This window comes from Streptomyces sp. NBC_01481 (genome assembly GCF_026339995.1).
Lineage (GTDB): Bacteria > Actinomycetota > Actinomycetes > Streptomycetales > Streptomycetaceae > Streptomyces.
On record NZ_JAPEPT010000002.1, the window covers coordinates 880,168 to 892,116 of the forward strand.

The following is an 11,949-nucleotide window of genomic DNA, read 5'->3' on the forward strand; positions in this document are numbered from 1 at the left end:
GGTCTTCCGTCGTTGCGTCGGCCATCAGTTCTGCCAGGACTGTTACCAGCGGAACGTCCGCATACGCATTTGCTGGCGCATCCGGGCCGCTCTGGCCCTCCGGGGCTGGACGCGGTCGCGCAGTGCTTTGGCCTCTCCCAGTTCGCGGAGGAACTGGGCGCGTCGCCGTCTGCGCTCGGCGTCCGCCGCTATCTCCTGCTGTTCGGGTTCGCGCTCCCGCATCGGCCACACACCACCCCACGGCTGGGTCCGTGTCCCCTCCGGGCCCCGCTGCCTGGGGGACTCCCACCACCTTCCCTCCGTACCCACCGTTGATGCCAGCCCGGGCTACTGTTGGGCCCATGCGGATCCATGTCGTCGACCACCCGTTGGTGGCGCACAAACTCACCACCCTGCGCGACAAGCGCACCGACTCCCCGACCTTCCGGCGCCTGGCCGACGAGCTGGTCACCCTCCTCGCGTACGAGGCCACCAGAGATGTGCGCACCGAGCAGGTGGACATCGAGACCCCGGTCACCGGGACGACGGGCGTGAAGCTCTCGCACCCGCGTCCGCTGGTCGTGCCGATCCTGCGGGCCGGCCTGGGCATGCTCGACGGCATGGTGCGGCTCCTGCCGACCGCCGAGGTGGGCTTCCTCGGGATGATCCGCAACGAGGAGACCCTGGAGGCGTCGACGTACGCGACCCGGATGCCCGAGGACCTCTCGGGCCGCCAGGTGTACGTCCTCGACCCGATGCTGGCCACCGGCGGCACCCTCGTCGCCGCCATCCGGGAACTGATCAAGCGCGGCGCGGACGATGTGACCGCGGTCGTGCTGCTGGCGGCGCCCGAGGGCGTCGAGGTGATGGAACGCGAGCTGGCGGGCACGCCGGTCACCGTCGTCACCGGGTCCGTCGACGAGCGGCTCAACGAGCACGGCTACATCGTGCCGGGGCTTGGCGACGCGGGTGACCGGATGTACGGCATGGCGGAGTAGCCCTCACGCCGGATTTCAGCTCAGCACGCGCCGGAGGGCGCCGGTGCGGGCCTGGCCAGGGTGGCCAGCGCCGCGTCGGCGTCCTTCTTCGTGTCCAGCGTCTTGAAGGCCGTGCCGAGGATCAGGTCGACGTCCGCCGTCCGGCGCGTGTCGGTCTGCGGCCGGCTGCTCTTCAGCTGGGTCGCCAGCACCCGGAACGCGCCCTGTTGCGCCTCGGAAGCGCCCAGCAGTATCGCCGTGCCGGGCACCTTCTTGTCGTACGCCACCGGGGCATTGCCGACCTTGCCGATCGCGAAGCCGCGTTTCTTCAGCTCGTCGGCGGCCGCCTTGGCGAGGCCGCCGCGCGGGGTCGCGTTGTAGACGTTCACCGTGATCTGGCCCGGCTTGAGGGCCAAAGGGGGCGCGGCGGAGGGTTTCGGTGCGCTCTTGCAGTCCTTCGTCCGGGCCGCCGACGCCGTCTTGCCGTCGTCGCCCGTGAAGACGTCGATGAGCTGCAGTGTTCCCCAGCCGGCGAGGCCGAGGGCGACCACCGCGGCGAGGGCCACCACAACGATCCTGCCGCGCTTGCGAGGGCGTCGCATTCGTGGGTACTTGTCGCCCGTGATGCGGTACTTTCCGCCCATGCCTGGGGGAGTGAGCATGCTCATGGGCGCAGCGTAGTGCCGCCTGGTGCCGATGCCTACTAAACGATCAACCGATTGCGTCCGTACGGTCCGTAAAAAGCCCGAAAGGCTCAGTAGCCCGGGCGGCCGCGGAGGTGGCCGGGAACCCCGGCCGGGCGGCTCAGCCCAGCTCGAGAACGCGGGCGTGCAGGACCTGGCGCTGCTGCAGCGCGGCGCGCACGGCGCGGTGCAGACCGTCCTCCAGATAGAGGTCGCCCTGCCACTTCACGACATGGGCGAAGAGGTCGCCGTAGAACGTGGAGTCCTCCGCGAGCAGCGTTTCGAGATCCAACTGGCCCTTGGTGGTCACGAGCTGATCGAGGCGGACCGGGCGCGGCGCCACGTCCGCCCACTGCCGGGTGCTTTCCCGGCCGTGGTCGGGATACGGCCGCCCGTTACCGATGCGCTTGAAGATCACACGGAAAGCCTACCGGTCAAGAGGCTCCGGGCGCAGCCACGGTGGCGGAGTGCGATCCCGGGCAAAAATGCGCAAACCAGGAAACAGTCCCGGAGTCGATCACACAGACAGTGCGGCCGATTCGCTCGAAAGGGGTCGGCGTCTGCTCCGTGACGCAGACCCGAAGACATGGAGGCGCGGGTTCCGGGGCGGAGCCCCGGGTCGGACGGCACGGCGCCGGTCAGGACTTTTTCGCTGCCTTCGCCGCGCGCTTCATCTCCTGCTTGTGCTCCCGCACCTTCGCCAGCGAGTCCGGTCCGGTGATGTCCGCCGCCGAGCGGTAGCAGCCCTTCTCGCCGTACGCTCCGGCCGCCTCGCGCCAGCCCGTGGGCTGTACGTCGAACTGCTTGCCCAGCAGCGCCAGGAAGATCTTCGCCTTCTGCTCGCCGAAGCCGGGCAGCGCCTTCAGCCGCGCGAGCAGCTCGTCGCCGCTCGCCGCATCGCGCCAGACGGCGCTCGCGTCGCCGTCGTACTCGTCGACGAGGTACTGGCACAGCAGCTGCACCCGCTTGGCCATGTTGCCCGGATAGCGGTGGACGGCGGGCTTCTCCTTCAGCAGGTCGGCGAAGGCGTCCGGGGCGTACGCGGCGATCTCGGCGGCGTCCAGATCCTCGCCGCCGAGTCGGCGGGCGATGGTGTACGGGCCGGAGAACGCCCACTCCATGGGGACCTGCTGGTCGAGCAGCATGCCCACCAGAGCGGCGAGCGGACTGCGGCCGAGCAGTTCGTCGGCCTCGGGCTGCTGGGCGAGATGAATCGTGGGGCTCATGTCCCGAGGATCACGCAGCCGATGGGCGCCCGCCAGTCGCGCGAGGGGACCTCCGGGTTCCCGTCCCGAGGGCTGTTCTTCCTCACAGCCCCTGGGGGTTCGCCTCGCGCTCATACCCCCGTACGGTATGGATGCATGAGGACTTCGCGGATGCCCGTTCCCACGGCCCTGGTGGGGTTCGTGCTCCTGGTGCTCGCCCTGACGGCCCTCTCGTACGCCGTGGGACGCGCCGTCGGCCCGGTGGCGCCCGGGCTGCACCGTGTCGATGAGCCGAAGAGCCCCGGCGGCGAGGAGCCCGGCGGGATGCCCGGGATGCATGACATGGGGGCGGGCCGGTGACGGATCTGCTGATCGGCGGCATGACCTGCGCGGCGTGCGTGGCCCGGGTCGAGAAGAAGCTGAACCGGGTCGACGGGGTGAGTGCCACCGTCAATCTGGCCACCGGTCTTGCCCGGATCTCGCATCCGCCCGAGGTGGGTGTGGACCTGCTGGTCTCCACGGTGGAACGGGCGGGCTACACCGCCCAGTTGCCGTCGCCTCCGCTCGCAACCGGGGACGAGGACGAGGGCGGGGAGGACGACGGGCGGGAACGGCTGGTGATCACCGCCGTGCTCGCGGTGCCGGTCCTCTTGCTGTCGATGGTTCCCGCCCTGCAGTTCGACTACTGGCAGTGGCTCTGCTTCACGCTCGCGGGACCGGTCGTCGTCTGGAGCTCCTCCCCCTTCCACGCCCGGGCGCTCAGCGGGCTTCGCCATGCGACGGCCACCATGGACACCCTGGTCTCGCTCGGTGTGATCGCGTCCTACCTGTGGTCGGTGTACGCCCTGTACTTCGGCGGGGCGGGCGATCCGGGCATGCGGATGCCGTTCAGCTGGCTGCCGAGTGCCGAGGGCGGCACCGCGCATCTGTATCTGGAGGCAGCGGTCGGGGTACCTCTCTTCGTCCTGGCCGGGCGGTACTTGGAGGCACGCGCCAAGCGCGGCACCGGGTCGGCGCTGCGGGCGCTCGCCGAACTGGGTGCGAAGGACGTGGAGTTGAAGGGGAGCGGTGAGCGCATCTCCGTCTCCGCGCTGCGGACCGGGCAGGAGTTCATGGTCCGGCCGGGCGAGAAGGCCGCCACCGACGGCGTGGTGACCGAGGGCAGTTCGGCGCTGGATCTGTCGCTGGTCACCGGTGAGTCGACTCCCGTCGAGGTGGGGCCCGGCTTCCGCGTCGTGGGCGGTGCCGTGAACTCCGGCGGGCTGCTCGTCGTCCGTGCGACCGCCGTCGGGGCGGACACCCAACTCGCGCGCATCACCAGGCTGGTGACCGACGCCCAGGCGGGCAAGGCGAGGATTCAGCGGCTCGCCGATGCCGTCGCGGGCGTGTTCGTCCCGTCCATCGTGACGGTTGCGGCGTGTGTGCTCGGCTTCTGGCTCGGGGCCGGTGCCGACCCGGAGGCGGCGGTGACCGCGGCGGTCGCCGTCCTGGTCGTCGCCTGCCCGTGCGCGCTGGGGCTTGCGACCCCCACCGCGTTCCTTGCGGCGACGGGGCACGGTGCGCGGCTCGGCGTACTGATCAAGGATCCGGGCGCGCTGGAGCGGCTGCGCCAGGTCGACAGCGCCGTCTTCGACAAGACCGGAACGCTCACCACGGGCCGTATGACCCTCGTCGAGACCGTCGTGGCCGAAGGGCGGGACGCCACTGATGTGCTGCGTCTCGCGGGCGCGGTGGAGTACGGCTCCGAACATCCCGTCGGCCGCGCCCTGGTGGCGGCCGCGCGCAGGCAGGCGGGCGGCGAACCGCTGCCCGAGACGGCGGGCTTCCGGGCCGTACGGGGCGAAGGCGTGCACGGCCGGGTCGAGGGCCGGGAGATCTCCGTACGCAGTCCGCGGGCCGCGCGCCCGCTCCCGGACACCCTGCACGAGGGCCTGCTGCGTGCCGAGGAGGCCGGGCACACGGCGGTCGTCGTCGAGATCGACTCCCGGCCCGTCGCCCTGCTCGCCGTCGGCGACACCCTGCGGCCCTCCAGCGGCGCGGCGGTGACCAAGCTGAAGCGCCTGGGCATCGAGCCGATCCTGGTGACCGGCGACGGGTCCGCCGCGGCGCAGGCCGTCGCCCGGGAGCTGGGCATCACCACCGTGCACGCGGGCGTCAGCCCCGAGGGCAAGTCGGAACTGGTCGCCTCCTTGCGCGCCGAGGGACGCCAGGTCGCGGTGATCGGCGACGGAGTCAACGACGCGGCCGCCCTGGCGAGCGCCGACCTCGGTATCGCCATGGGCAGCGGAACGGACGCGGCGATCGGGGCCGCGGACATCACTCTCGTACGGGAGGACATGGCGGCGGTCGTCGACGCGGTGCTCCTCACCCGCCGCACGCTCGCCACGATCCGGGCCAATCTCGTCTGGGCCTTCGGCTACAACGTGGTCACCGTGCCGCTGGCCGCGACCGGGTGGCTCAACCCGATGTTCGCGGCGCTGGCGATGTCCGCGAGCTCGGTGCTGGTCGTCGGGAACAGTCTGCGGCTGCGCGCCGACGGGCCGCGGCCCCGCCGACGGCCGCAGGCCGCCCGGCGCGTGCCCGGCCGTTCCGCCGTACGGAGGGGCTCCGATGACCTCAGCCTCCGCTGACCCCGCCGGCCGCCGGGCAGCCGTGACCGCGGCGATCCTCGTGCCGGTCGCCGCCTGCGCCGTGACGCTCGCCCTGCTCACGGCCTACGTCTCCAGCGGCGCGGCCGGCGAGCCCCCGGCCCGGATCACAGTCACCCGCGCCCGGGTCGTCCAGCCGCTCGCGGGCCGCGACACCGTGGCCTACTTCGACCTGCGCAACACGGGAGGCGCCGACGCGTCCCTGGTCTCGGTCGAGGCGCCGCTGCTCGGCTCCCCGACGATGCTCGCGCGCGACGTCGAGTCGGACGGGGCGGGCCGCATGGAGGCGCTGCGGGAGCTGAAGGTGCCGGCGGGCGGGGAGGTGCGGATGTCCCCGGCGGTGGGCGACGTGATGGTCGAGAATCCACCGGCTCTGCGGCTGGGTGAGCGGGTCGATTTCGTGCTCAGGTTCCGGGACGGGGGTGAGGTGCGGGCGGTGGCGGTGGTGGTGCGGGCGGGGGGTTGAGGGGACGGGGTTCCGCCGCGCGGGCTTTCCCCGCGCCGGACGGCTGAGATGTGCCGCCGAGCTGCTATCCCCCGTGCCAGGACCGCCACAGTGCCGCATACGCACCCCCACCCCCCACCAGCTCCTCATGCGTCCCCAGTTCCGTGAGTCGCCCCTCCGCCAGGACCGCCACCCGGTCCGCGGCGTGGGCCGTATGCAGACGGTGCGCGATGGCGATGACCGTGCGGCCCTTGAGGACCGCGGCGAGTGCCCGTTCCGTATGGCGTGCCGTTGTCGCGTCCAGGAGGGCCGTCGCCTCGTCGAGTATCAGCGTGTGCGGATCGGCCAGGACGACGCGGGCCAGGGCGAGTTGCTGAGCTTGGGCTCCGTCGAGCCTGTGGGCGCCCGCGCCCAGTTCGGTGTCGAGGCCGTCAGGGAGCTCGGACGCCCAGTCGGCGCCGACGGCGGCGAGAGCCGCGGACAGTTCGGTGCGGGTGGCCGAGGGAGCCGCGATCAGCAGGTTGTCGCGGATCGAGCCGAGAAAGACATGGTGTTCTTGGGTGACGAGGACGACCTGGCGGCGCAATTGTGCGGCGTCGAGCGCGGCAAGCGGTATGCCGCCGACGGTGACCGTGCCCGTGTGCGGGGCGTCGATGCCGGCGAGCAGTCTGCCCAGGGTGGACTTGCCCGCGCCGGAAGGGCCGACGACGGCGAGCCGTTCACCGGGGCGGACGGTGAGGTCGACGCCGTGCAGGACGTCGCGCCCGCCGTCGTAGGAGTACCGCGCGCCGACGACCTCGATCCGGTCGTCGGCGGGAGCGGCCTCTGCGGCCGGCAGCGCTGCCGGGGCACGCCCGAGACCTTCGACCCGGGCGAACGCGGCGGAGCTGCTCTGCAGTTGGTCGAGCCACAGGAGAACGGTGTCGAGCGGCTCGGACAACTGCCGTAGATACAGGGCCGATGTGACCACCGCTCCGAGGGTGACCGTGCCATGCGCCTGCAGTACGCCGCCGAGCAGCAGGACGCCGACGACCGGCAGGACGTACGAGACATCCACGGCGGGGAAGAGCACACTGCGCAGGAACAGCGTCCGCATCCGGGTCCGCCTGCACTCCTCGACGGCGTCAAGGCAGGCCGCGATACGTCGCTCCTGCAGCCCGAGTGCCTCGACGGTCCTGGCGCCGGACGCGGTGGCGGAAAGCACCTCGGCGAGCGCGGAGTTGGCGGCGCCCTCGGCGAGATAGTCGGTGTGCGCGCGGCGCAGGTACCAGCGCGCGGCGAACCAGATGCCGATCAGGCCGAGCAGCCCGCAGGCACCGAGCAGCGGGTGGAGGGCGAAGACCGCGCCGATGATGAACAGGGCCTGGGCCACCGCGATGGAGACCTCGGGCCCGGCGTCGCGAAGCGTGGTGCCCACGGTTGCGACATCGGCGGTGCCGCGCGCGGTGAGATCACCGGTCCCGGCGCGTTCCACGACGGATGCGGGCAGGGAGAGCGCCCGCTCGACGAACTGTTCACGTATCCGGGCGGACGTCCGCTCTCCGAAGCGGTGTCCCACGTACCGGGCGAAGCGGGTGAGCAGCAACTGGGCGACGGCGAAACAGAGGATGGCGAAGGCCAGCCGGTCCACGGTGGCGACGCCCGCGCCGTCCCTGATCCGGTCGATGACGCGTCCGACCAGCCATGGCCCCGCGAGCCCGGCTGCGGCGGCGAGCGCGTTGAGCGCGATCACGGCGGCGAAGGCGCGTGAGTCGAGCCGGACGAGCCGCAGGGCGGCGCGGCGTACGTGATGCGGCTCGGCGACCGGGAGGTGGCGGTTCACCGCTGACCCTCCTGTTCGCCCGCGCTGCGGGAGACCAGCGCGCGGTACCTGGGCTCGGCCGCGAGCAGTTCTCGGTGGCTGCCGGTCGCGGCCGTGGTCCCGTCGACCAGGAAGTACACGGTGTCCGCCTGTTCAAGGAGCAGCGGCGAGGTGCTGGTGACCACGGTGGTGCGCCCGGCGCGGGCGGCACGCAGCCGGGAGGCGAGCGACGCCTCCGTATGGGCGTCGACGGCGGATGTGGGCTCGACCGCCATCAGTACCTCGGGTTCGGCGAGCAGGGCTCGTACGAGCCGTATGCGCTGGCGCTGGCCGCCGGAGAGATTGCGGCCCTGCGCGTCGACCGCCGAGTCGAGGCCGTCGGGCAGCCCGTCGACGATGTCCTGTGCGACGGCCGCGTGCACCGCCGCCGCGACGGCGTCCTCGTCCCGGTCCGCGCGCCCGGCGACGACCTCCCGCAGAGGTCCCGAGAACAGATCGGCCTCGTTGTCGGCGACCAGGATCCGTTCCCGTATCCGTGCCGACGCCATCGCGTCGAGCCGTATCCCGCCCCAGGTAGCCGCCGACCCGGTGAACCTGGCGAGCCGGTCCACGGCCTCCGCACACTGCGCGGGCCGCGCGCTGACCAGCGCGGTCAGCCGCCCGGGCGTCACCTCCACACCGGATGCCGGATCGTGCAGTACGGCAGGGGACGCCGGCGCGTCGACCGGCCCGGCGGCGTCCGCGTCCGAGGATTCGAGATTCAGCAAGCGCACCACCTGGCGGGCCGCGACCAGGCCGCGCCCCAGGTCGTAGCCGCCCTCGATGAAGAACGCCACCGGCACGACGAGGACCGCGACATAGCCGTAGACCGCCACCAACTCCCCGACGGTGATGGTCCCTTGAGCCGCCATCCTCGCCGCCAGCCAGGTCACGGCGGCGAGGAAGACCGCGGGCAGCCCGACCCCGAGCGCCTGGATCCAGCTGGTCACGACGCCGACCCGGTAGCCCTCGGCCCGCAGCCTCTGCGATCCGCGGCGGTAGTGGTCGGCGTACAGCCCTTTGCCGCCAAGGCCGTTGAGTACGCGCAGCCCGCCCACGAGATCCCCGATCCGCCCTGCCAGCGTGCCCTGCCGCTCGCGGTAGGTCGACTCCGCGCCCTGGAGCCGTCCGAGCAGCGGCCCCACCAGCACGGCGAGCACCGGCACACCGAGCAGGACCACGGCGGTGAGCAGCGGCGAGACGGTGAGCAGCAGGACGGCCACTGCGAGATAGGCGAAGATCGCCCCGACGCCGGGCCCGGTGATGGTGAGCGTCTGGCTGATGGTCCTTACGTCGCTGATGCCGATCGTGACGACCTCGCCGGCGGTGAGCAGCCGCGGCAGCGCGGCGCCCAGGCGCGTCGACTGCCGGACGACGACCTCGACGGTACGGAAGACGGCGTCCATCCGGATCCGGGTCATGGTGCGATGGCGCATGATCGCCAGCCAGGCGTTGAGCACCCCGACGCCGAACAGTGCGGCGACCCAGCCGGTCAGCGCGCCGAAGTCGCCCGGCCGGAGTCCTTCGTCGATGGCCCGTGACAGGAGATACGGCGGCAGCGTCAGGCACACCATCCACAGACTGCCGAGCAGAGCGCCCGCGGCGACGCGGCGCCGCTGGCTGGTGATCAGCCACCATAGATACCGCCCGGCACTCCGGCTGTCCGGCCCCGTATCTGCGACTGTCACGGTGCAACTTTAGTGACCCGGTTCGCTCATCCGTGCGGTCAGGTCCGCGAGTTGATCGATGACGCAGCTCCAGCCCGGGAACTCATCGGCCCCGCCGTCCGACTCCTCTCCCGTACCTGGGTGACCGAACGGGAGGTGGAATGGGCGGGCTTGACGTGCGGATGCGCCGGGTCGGCTGCCGGCACGGCCGTGTCGAAGCCGTACGCGCCGTGGATCTCGACATCGCGCCCGGCGAGCGGGTGGCGCTGACCGGCACCAACGGCTCCGGCAAGACCACACTGCTACGGGCCCTGCTCGGCCTGCACCGGACCGCTGGCGGCGAGATACTCGTCGGCGGGCGTCCGGCCCGCACCCCGGCCGAGTGGGCCTGGCGGCGGCGGGCATGTGCGTGGATTCCGCAGAAGCCCGCGGCCGGGCGCTTTCCGCTGCTGGCCGGGGAGTTGCTGACCAGCAGCGGCGCGGCGGCCGAGGCCGAGGAAGCAGCGGAGAAACTGGGCGTCGGCCACCTGACCGGGCGTCCGCTGCACACCCTGTCCGGCGGCCAGTTGCAGCGTATGTATCTGGCCCGGGCCGCCGGTGCCGTCGCCGCCGGGGCCGGGGTGCTGCTTGCCGACGAGCCCACCGCCGCGCTCGACTTCGCCGGCCAGGAGGAGGCCGCCGACGTCCTGCTGTCCCTGCCCGCGACCCTCGTCGTGGTGACCCACGACCGTGCCCTGGCAGACCGCTGCGAGCGCGTCCTGGAGATGGCCGCCGGCCGGCTGCGGGAGGTCGTATGACACTCGCCGCCGCCGACATCGGCGCGCTGTTGCAGCTCGTCCCCGTACAACGCGCGGGCTTCGCCCTGTTGTTGGCCGCCGTCGGGCTTCCGGTCGTCGGCGTCGTGATCGTCGGTCTCGACATCATGCCGGTGCGGTTCGCGATGATGCATGTGGCCCTGCTGGGGATCGCCGTCGGGCTGCTCACCGGCCTCGACCCCATGCTGTGCGCGCTGCTCGCCTGCGCTCTCGCGGGCGCCGGAGTCGCGCCGCTCGCCCGTACACCCGACGGGCTCTCCGGCGCGATGGGCCTGCTGATGAGTCTGGCCATCGCCGCCGCGCTGCTGGTGCTCTCGGTCTCGGGAGTCAACGCCGCGGGTGCGTTCGCTCTGCTGTGGGGGTCGATCCTCTCGGTGGGCACCGCAGACCTGTGGGTGCTGGGCGCGCTCGCCTTCGTGGTGCCCGGCCTCTTCTGGTGGCGGCGGCGCGACATCGCCCTGCTGCTGTACGACCGTGAACTCGCCCTCTGCTCCGGCGTACGGGTCGAACGCCTCACCCTCGTCCTGCTCGTCCTGGTCGCGGTGGCCGTCGCCGGTGCGATCAAGCTGACCGGCGCGCTCCTCGTCGACGCGCTGACCCTGCTGCCCGCACTCGCCGCGCGCCGCCTCGGTTCTTCGCTGAGGTCCATCACCGCCTGGGCCGTCGGCATCGGCGTCGCCGTCAACGCGACCGGCTTCCTGATCGCCCTCCGGCTGGACCTGCCGCCCGGTCCCGTCCTTGTCCTGACCGCCGGGGCCGTGGCCCTCGGCGTCCATCTCGTCCCCGAACGGAGAATCCGCCCATGGCGCGCAACCGCGTCCGCATCGCTTCCCTCCTCGCACTGACCACCGTCCTTGCCCTGACCGCGGGCTGCGGCGGCAGCTCGGACGCCTCGTCCAAAGACGACGGGCATCCGCACGACGGTGCCCCGGTGGTTGTCGCGACCACGACCTGGGAGGGCGCCTTCGCCAAGGCCGCGGGCGCGAAGGACGTCAAGGTGATCGTCCCGCAGTCGGTGCAGCACGCCCCCGACTACGACCCCAAACCGTCCGACCTCGCGGCGGTGGCCGACGCCGACTTCGTGCTCTACGCGCCCTTCGAGCCGTACGCGGAGAAGATCAAGGCGGCCGCGGGCTCCGACGCGAAGCTGGTCGAGGTGAACCTCGACAACGACGCGGGCAAGGTGACGGGCGAGGTCGCCCGGCTGGGCAAGCTGTTCGGGACCGAGTCCGCCGCGGCGACGTGGCAGAAGGGCTTCGGGACCCAGTACGCAGGTCTGCAGCGGGAGTTGAAGGCGGCCTGGCCGGGCGGAAAGGCTCCGTCCGTGGTCACGCAGGTGTTCACCGCGTGGTCGGCGAAGATGGCGGGCGCGCAGGTGGTGGGGACGTACGGGCCCGAGGCGGTGAGCGCGAAGCAGCTGTCGGAGCTGTCGGCGAAGAAGCCGGAGCTCGTGCTGGACAACGCGCACATGTCGACGGGGACAGTGCTGCCGGACTCCGGTGCGGAGCAGGTGAAGATCGTCAACTTCCCCGGGAAGGACCTGGATCTGCTGCCGGTGTACCGGGACGCCGCGGCAGCGGTGAAGGCGGCGCTGGCCAAGTCGTGAAGTCACCGGGGTCGTGGTGAGCGTGGGCCAGGGGGCGTTGGTGGTTGCTGTCCGTGGGTGGTACCGCGGGCGAACCGCAGCGGG

13 protein-coding genes are annotated in these 11,949 nt (G+C 72.0%); 7 read left to right on the top strand and 6 right to left on the bottom strand.

The genetic code is table 11. The features are described from left to right. Window positions 1-42: 42 nt before the first annotated feature. Window positions 43-222: a hypothetical protein gene (locus tag OOK40_RS14670; RefSeq protein ID WP_266480825.1), complete on the bottom strand. Its 180-nt coding sequence runs from the start codon at window positions 220-222 to the stop codon at window positions 43-45. 119 nt (window positions 223-341) lie between these two features. Here OOK40_RS14670 and upp point away from each other — a divergent pair, with 119 nt between their 5' ends. Next, a complete protein-coding gene (gene upp / locus OOK40_RS14675) occupies window positions 342-977 on the top strand; it encodes a uracil phosphoribosyltransferase (RefSeq protein ID WP_266480827.1) in 636 nt (211 codons plus the stop codon). A 20-nt stretch (window positions 978-997) separates the two neighbouring features. Here upp and OOK40_RS14680 read toward each other — a convergent pair whose 3' ends face one another. The 3 genes from OOK40_RS14680 to OOK40_RS14690 form a co-directional block, all read right to left on the bottom strand. Next, entirely contained in the window at window positions 998-1,624 is a 627-nt protein-coding gene (locus OOK40_RS14680; protein WP_266480829.1) for a LytR C-terminal domain-containing protein, read from the bottom strand. A gap of 136 nt (window positions 1,625-1,760) precedes the next feature. Beyond that, a complete protein-coding gene (locus OOK40_RS14685) occupies window positions 1,761-2,057 on the bottom strand; it encodes a type II toxin-antitoxin system VapB family antitoxin (protein ID WP_003955420.1) in 297 nt (98 codons plus the stop codon). Window positions 2,058-2,277: 220 nt separating this feature from the next. Continuing rightward, window positions 2,278-2,865, bottom strand: a complete 588-nt coding sequence (locus OOK40_RS14690) for an HhH-GPD-type base excision DNA repair protein (RefSeq protein WP_266480831.1) — start codon at window positions 2,863-2,865, stop codon at window positions 2,278-2,280. A gap of 150 nt (window positions 2,866-3,015) precedes the next feature. Between OOK40_RS14690 and OOK40_RS14695 the strand changes: the two genes are divergently transcribed. The 3 genes from OOK40_RS14695 to OOK40_RS14705 are packed head-to-tail and all read left to right on the top strand — an operon-like array spanning window position 3,016 to window position 5,958. Next, window positions 3,016-3,204, top strand: a complete 189-nt coding sequence (locus tag OOK40_RS14695; protein WP_266480833.1) for a hypothetical protein — start codon at window positions 3,016-3,018, stop codon at window positions 3,202-3,204. A gap of 20 nt (window positions 3,205-3,224) precedes the next feature. Beyond that, on the top strand, window positions 3,225-5,474 hold the full coding sequence (locus OOK40_RS14700) for a cation-translocating P-type ATPase (protein WP_266481734.1): 2,250 nt from the start codon (window positions 3,225-3,227) through the stop codon (window positions 5,472-5,474). Beyond that, on the top strand, window positions 5,455-5,958 hold the full coding sequence (locus OOK40_RS14705; RefSeq protein ID WP_266480835.1) for a copper chaperone PCu(A)C: 504 nt from the start codon (window positions 5,455-5,457) through the stop codon (window positions 5,956-5,958). The genes OOK40_RS14700 and OOK40_RS14705 overlap by 20 nt, the downstream gene beginning before the upstream one ends. Window positions 5,959-6,022: 64 nt before the next feature. On the opposite strand, the gene OOK40_RS14710 is transcribed toward OOK40_RS14705, so the two are convergent. Both OOK40_RS14710 and OOK40_RS14715 read right to left on the bottom strand, forming a co-directional pair. Beyond that, the gene (locus tag OOK40_RS14710) at window positions 6,023-7,759 is read right to left on the bottom strand and encodes an ABC transporter ATP-binding protein (protein WP_266480838.1); all 1,737 of its coding nucleotides are present in this window, start codon (window positions 7,757-7,759) and stop codon (window positions 6,023-6,025) included. Beyond that, window positions 7,756-9,351, bottom strand: a complete 1,596-nt coding sequence (locus tag OOK40_RS14715) for an ABC transporter ATP-binding protein (protein ID WP_266481736.1) — start codon at window positions 9,349-9,351, stop codon at window positions 7,756-7,758. Before OOK40_RS14715 ends, OOK40_RS14710 begins: the two co-directional genes overlap by 4 nt. Before the next feature lie 254 nt (window positions 9,352-9,605). Here OOK40_RS14715 and OOK40_RS14720 point away from each other — a divergent pair, with 254 nt between their 5' ends. Genes OOK40_RS14720 through OOK40_RS14730 form a run of 3 tightly spaced genes read left to right on the top strand, consistent with a single transcriptional unit; the run spans window position 9,606 to window position 11,865 of the window. Beyond that, on the top strand, window positions 9,606-10,241 hold the full coding sequence (locus tag OOK40_RS14720) for an ABC transporter ATP-binding protein (protein WP_266480840.1): 636 nt from the start codon (window positions 9,606-9,608) through the stop codon (window positions 10,239-10,241). After that, complete coding sequence (locus OOK40_RS14725; RefSeq protein ID WP_266480842.1) at window positions 10,238-11,104, top strand: metal ABC transporter permease; 867 nt, start codon at window positions 10,238-10,240, stop codon at window positions 11,102-11,104. Before OOK40_RS14720 ends, OOK40_RS14725 begins: the two co-directional genes overlap by 4 nt. Continuing rightward, complete coding sequence (locus OOK40_RS14730) at window positions 11,062-11,865, top strand: metal ABC transporter solute-binding protein, Zn/Mn family (protein ID WP_266480844.1); 804 nt, start codon at window positions 11,062-11,064, stop codon at window positions 11,863-11,865. The genes OOK40_RS14725 and OOK40_RS14730 overlap by 43 nt, the downstream gene beginning before the upstream one ends. Window positions 11,866-11,949 lie beyond the last annotated feature (84 nt).

What these genes read in the sequence shown, in the direction of transcription:
- OOK40_RS14670 (WP_266480825.1), bottom strand. Translation starts at nt 222, where the DNA reads ATGCGGGAGCGCGAACCCGAACAGCAGGAGATAGCGGCGGACGCCGAG.
- upp (WP_266480827.1), top strand. Translation starts at nt 342, where the DNA reads ATGCGGATCCATGTCGTCGACCACCCGTTGGTGGCGCACAAACTCACC.
- OOK40_RS14680 (WP_266480829.1), bottom strand. Translation starts at nt 1,624, where the DNA reads ATGAGCATGCTCACTCCCCCAGGCATGGGCGGAAAGTACCGCATCACG.
- OOK40_RS14690 (WP_266480831.1), bottom strand. Translation starts at nt 2,865, where the DNA reads ATGAGCCCCACGATTCATCTCGCCCAGCAGCCCGAGGCCGACGAACTG.
- OOK40_RS14695 (WP_266480833.1), top strand. Translation starts at nt 3,016, where the DNA reads ATGCCCGTTCCCACGGCCCTGGTGGGGTTCGTGCTCCTGGTGCTCGCC.
- OOK40_RS14700 (WP_266481734.1), top strand. Translation starts at nt 3,225, where the DNA reads ATGACCTGCGCGGCGTGCGTGGCCCGGGTCGAGAAGAAGCTGAACCGG.
- OOK40_RS14705 (WP_266480835.1), top strand. Translation starts at nt 5,455, where the DNA reads ATGACCTCAGCCTCCGCTGACCCCGCCGGCCGCCGGGCAGCCGTGACC.
- OOK40_RS14715 (WP_266481736.1), bottom strand. Translation starts at nt 9,351, where the DNA reads ATGGTGTGCCTGACGCTGCCGCCGTATCTCCTGTCACGGGCCATCGAC.
- OOK40_RS14720 (WP_266480840.1), top strand. Translation starts at nt 9,606, where the DNA reads ATGGGCGGGCTTGACGTGCGGATGCGCCGGGTCGGCTGCCGGCACGGC.
- OOK40_RS14725 (WP_266480842.1), top strand. Translation starts at nt 10,238, where the DNA reads ATGACACTCGCCGCCGCCGACATCGGCGCGCTGTTGCAGCTCGTCCCC.
- OOK40_RS14730 (WP_266480844.1), top strand. Translation starts at nt 11,062, where the DNA reads ATGGCGCGCAACCGCGTCCGCATCGCTTCCCTCCTCGCACTGACCACC.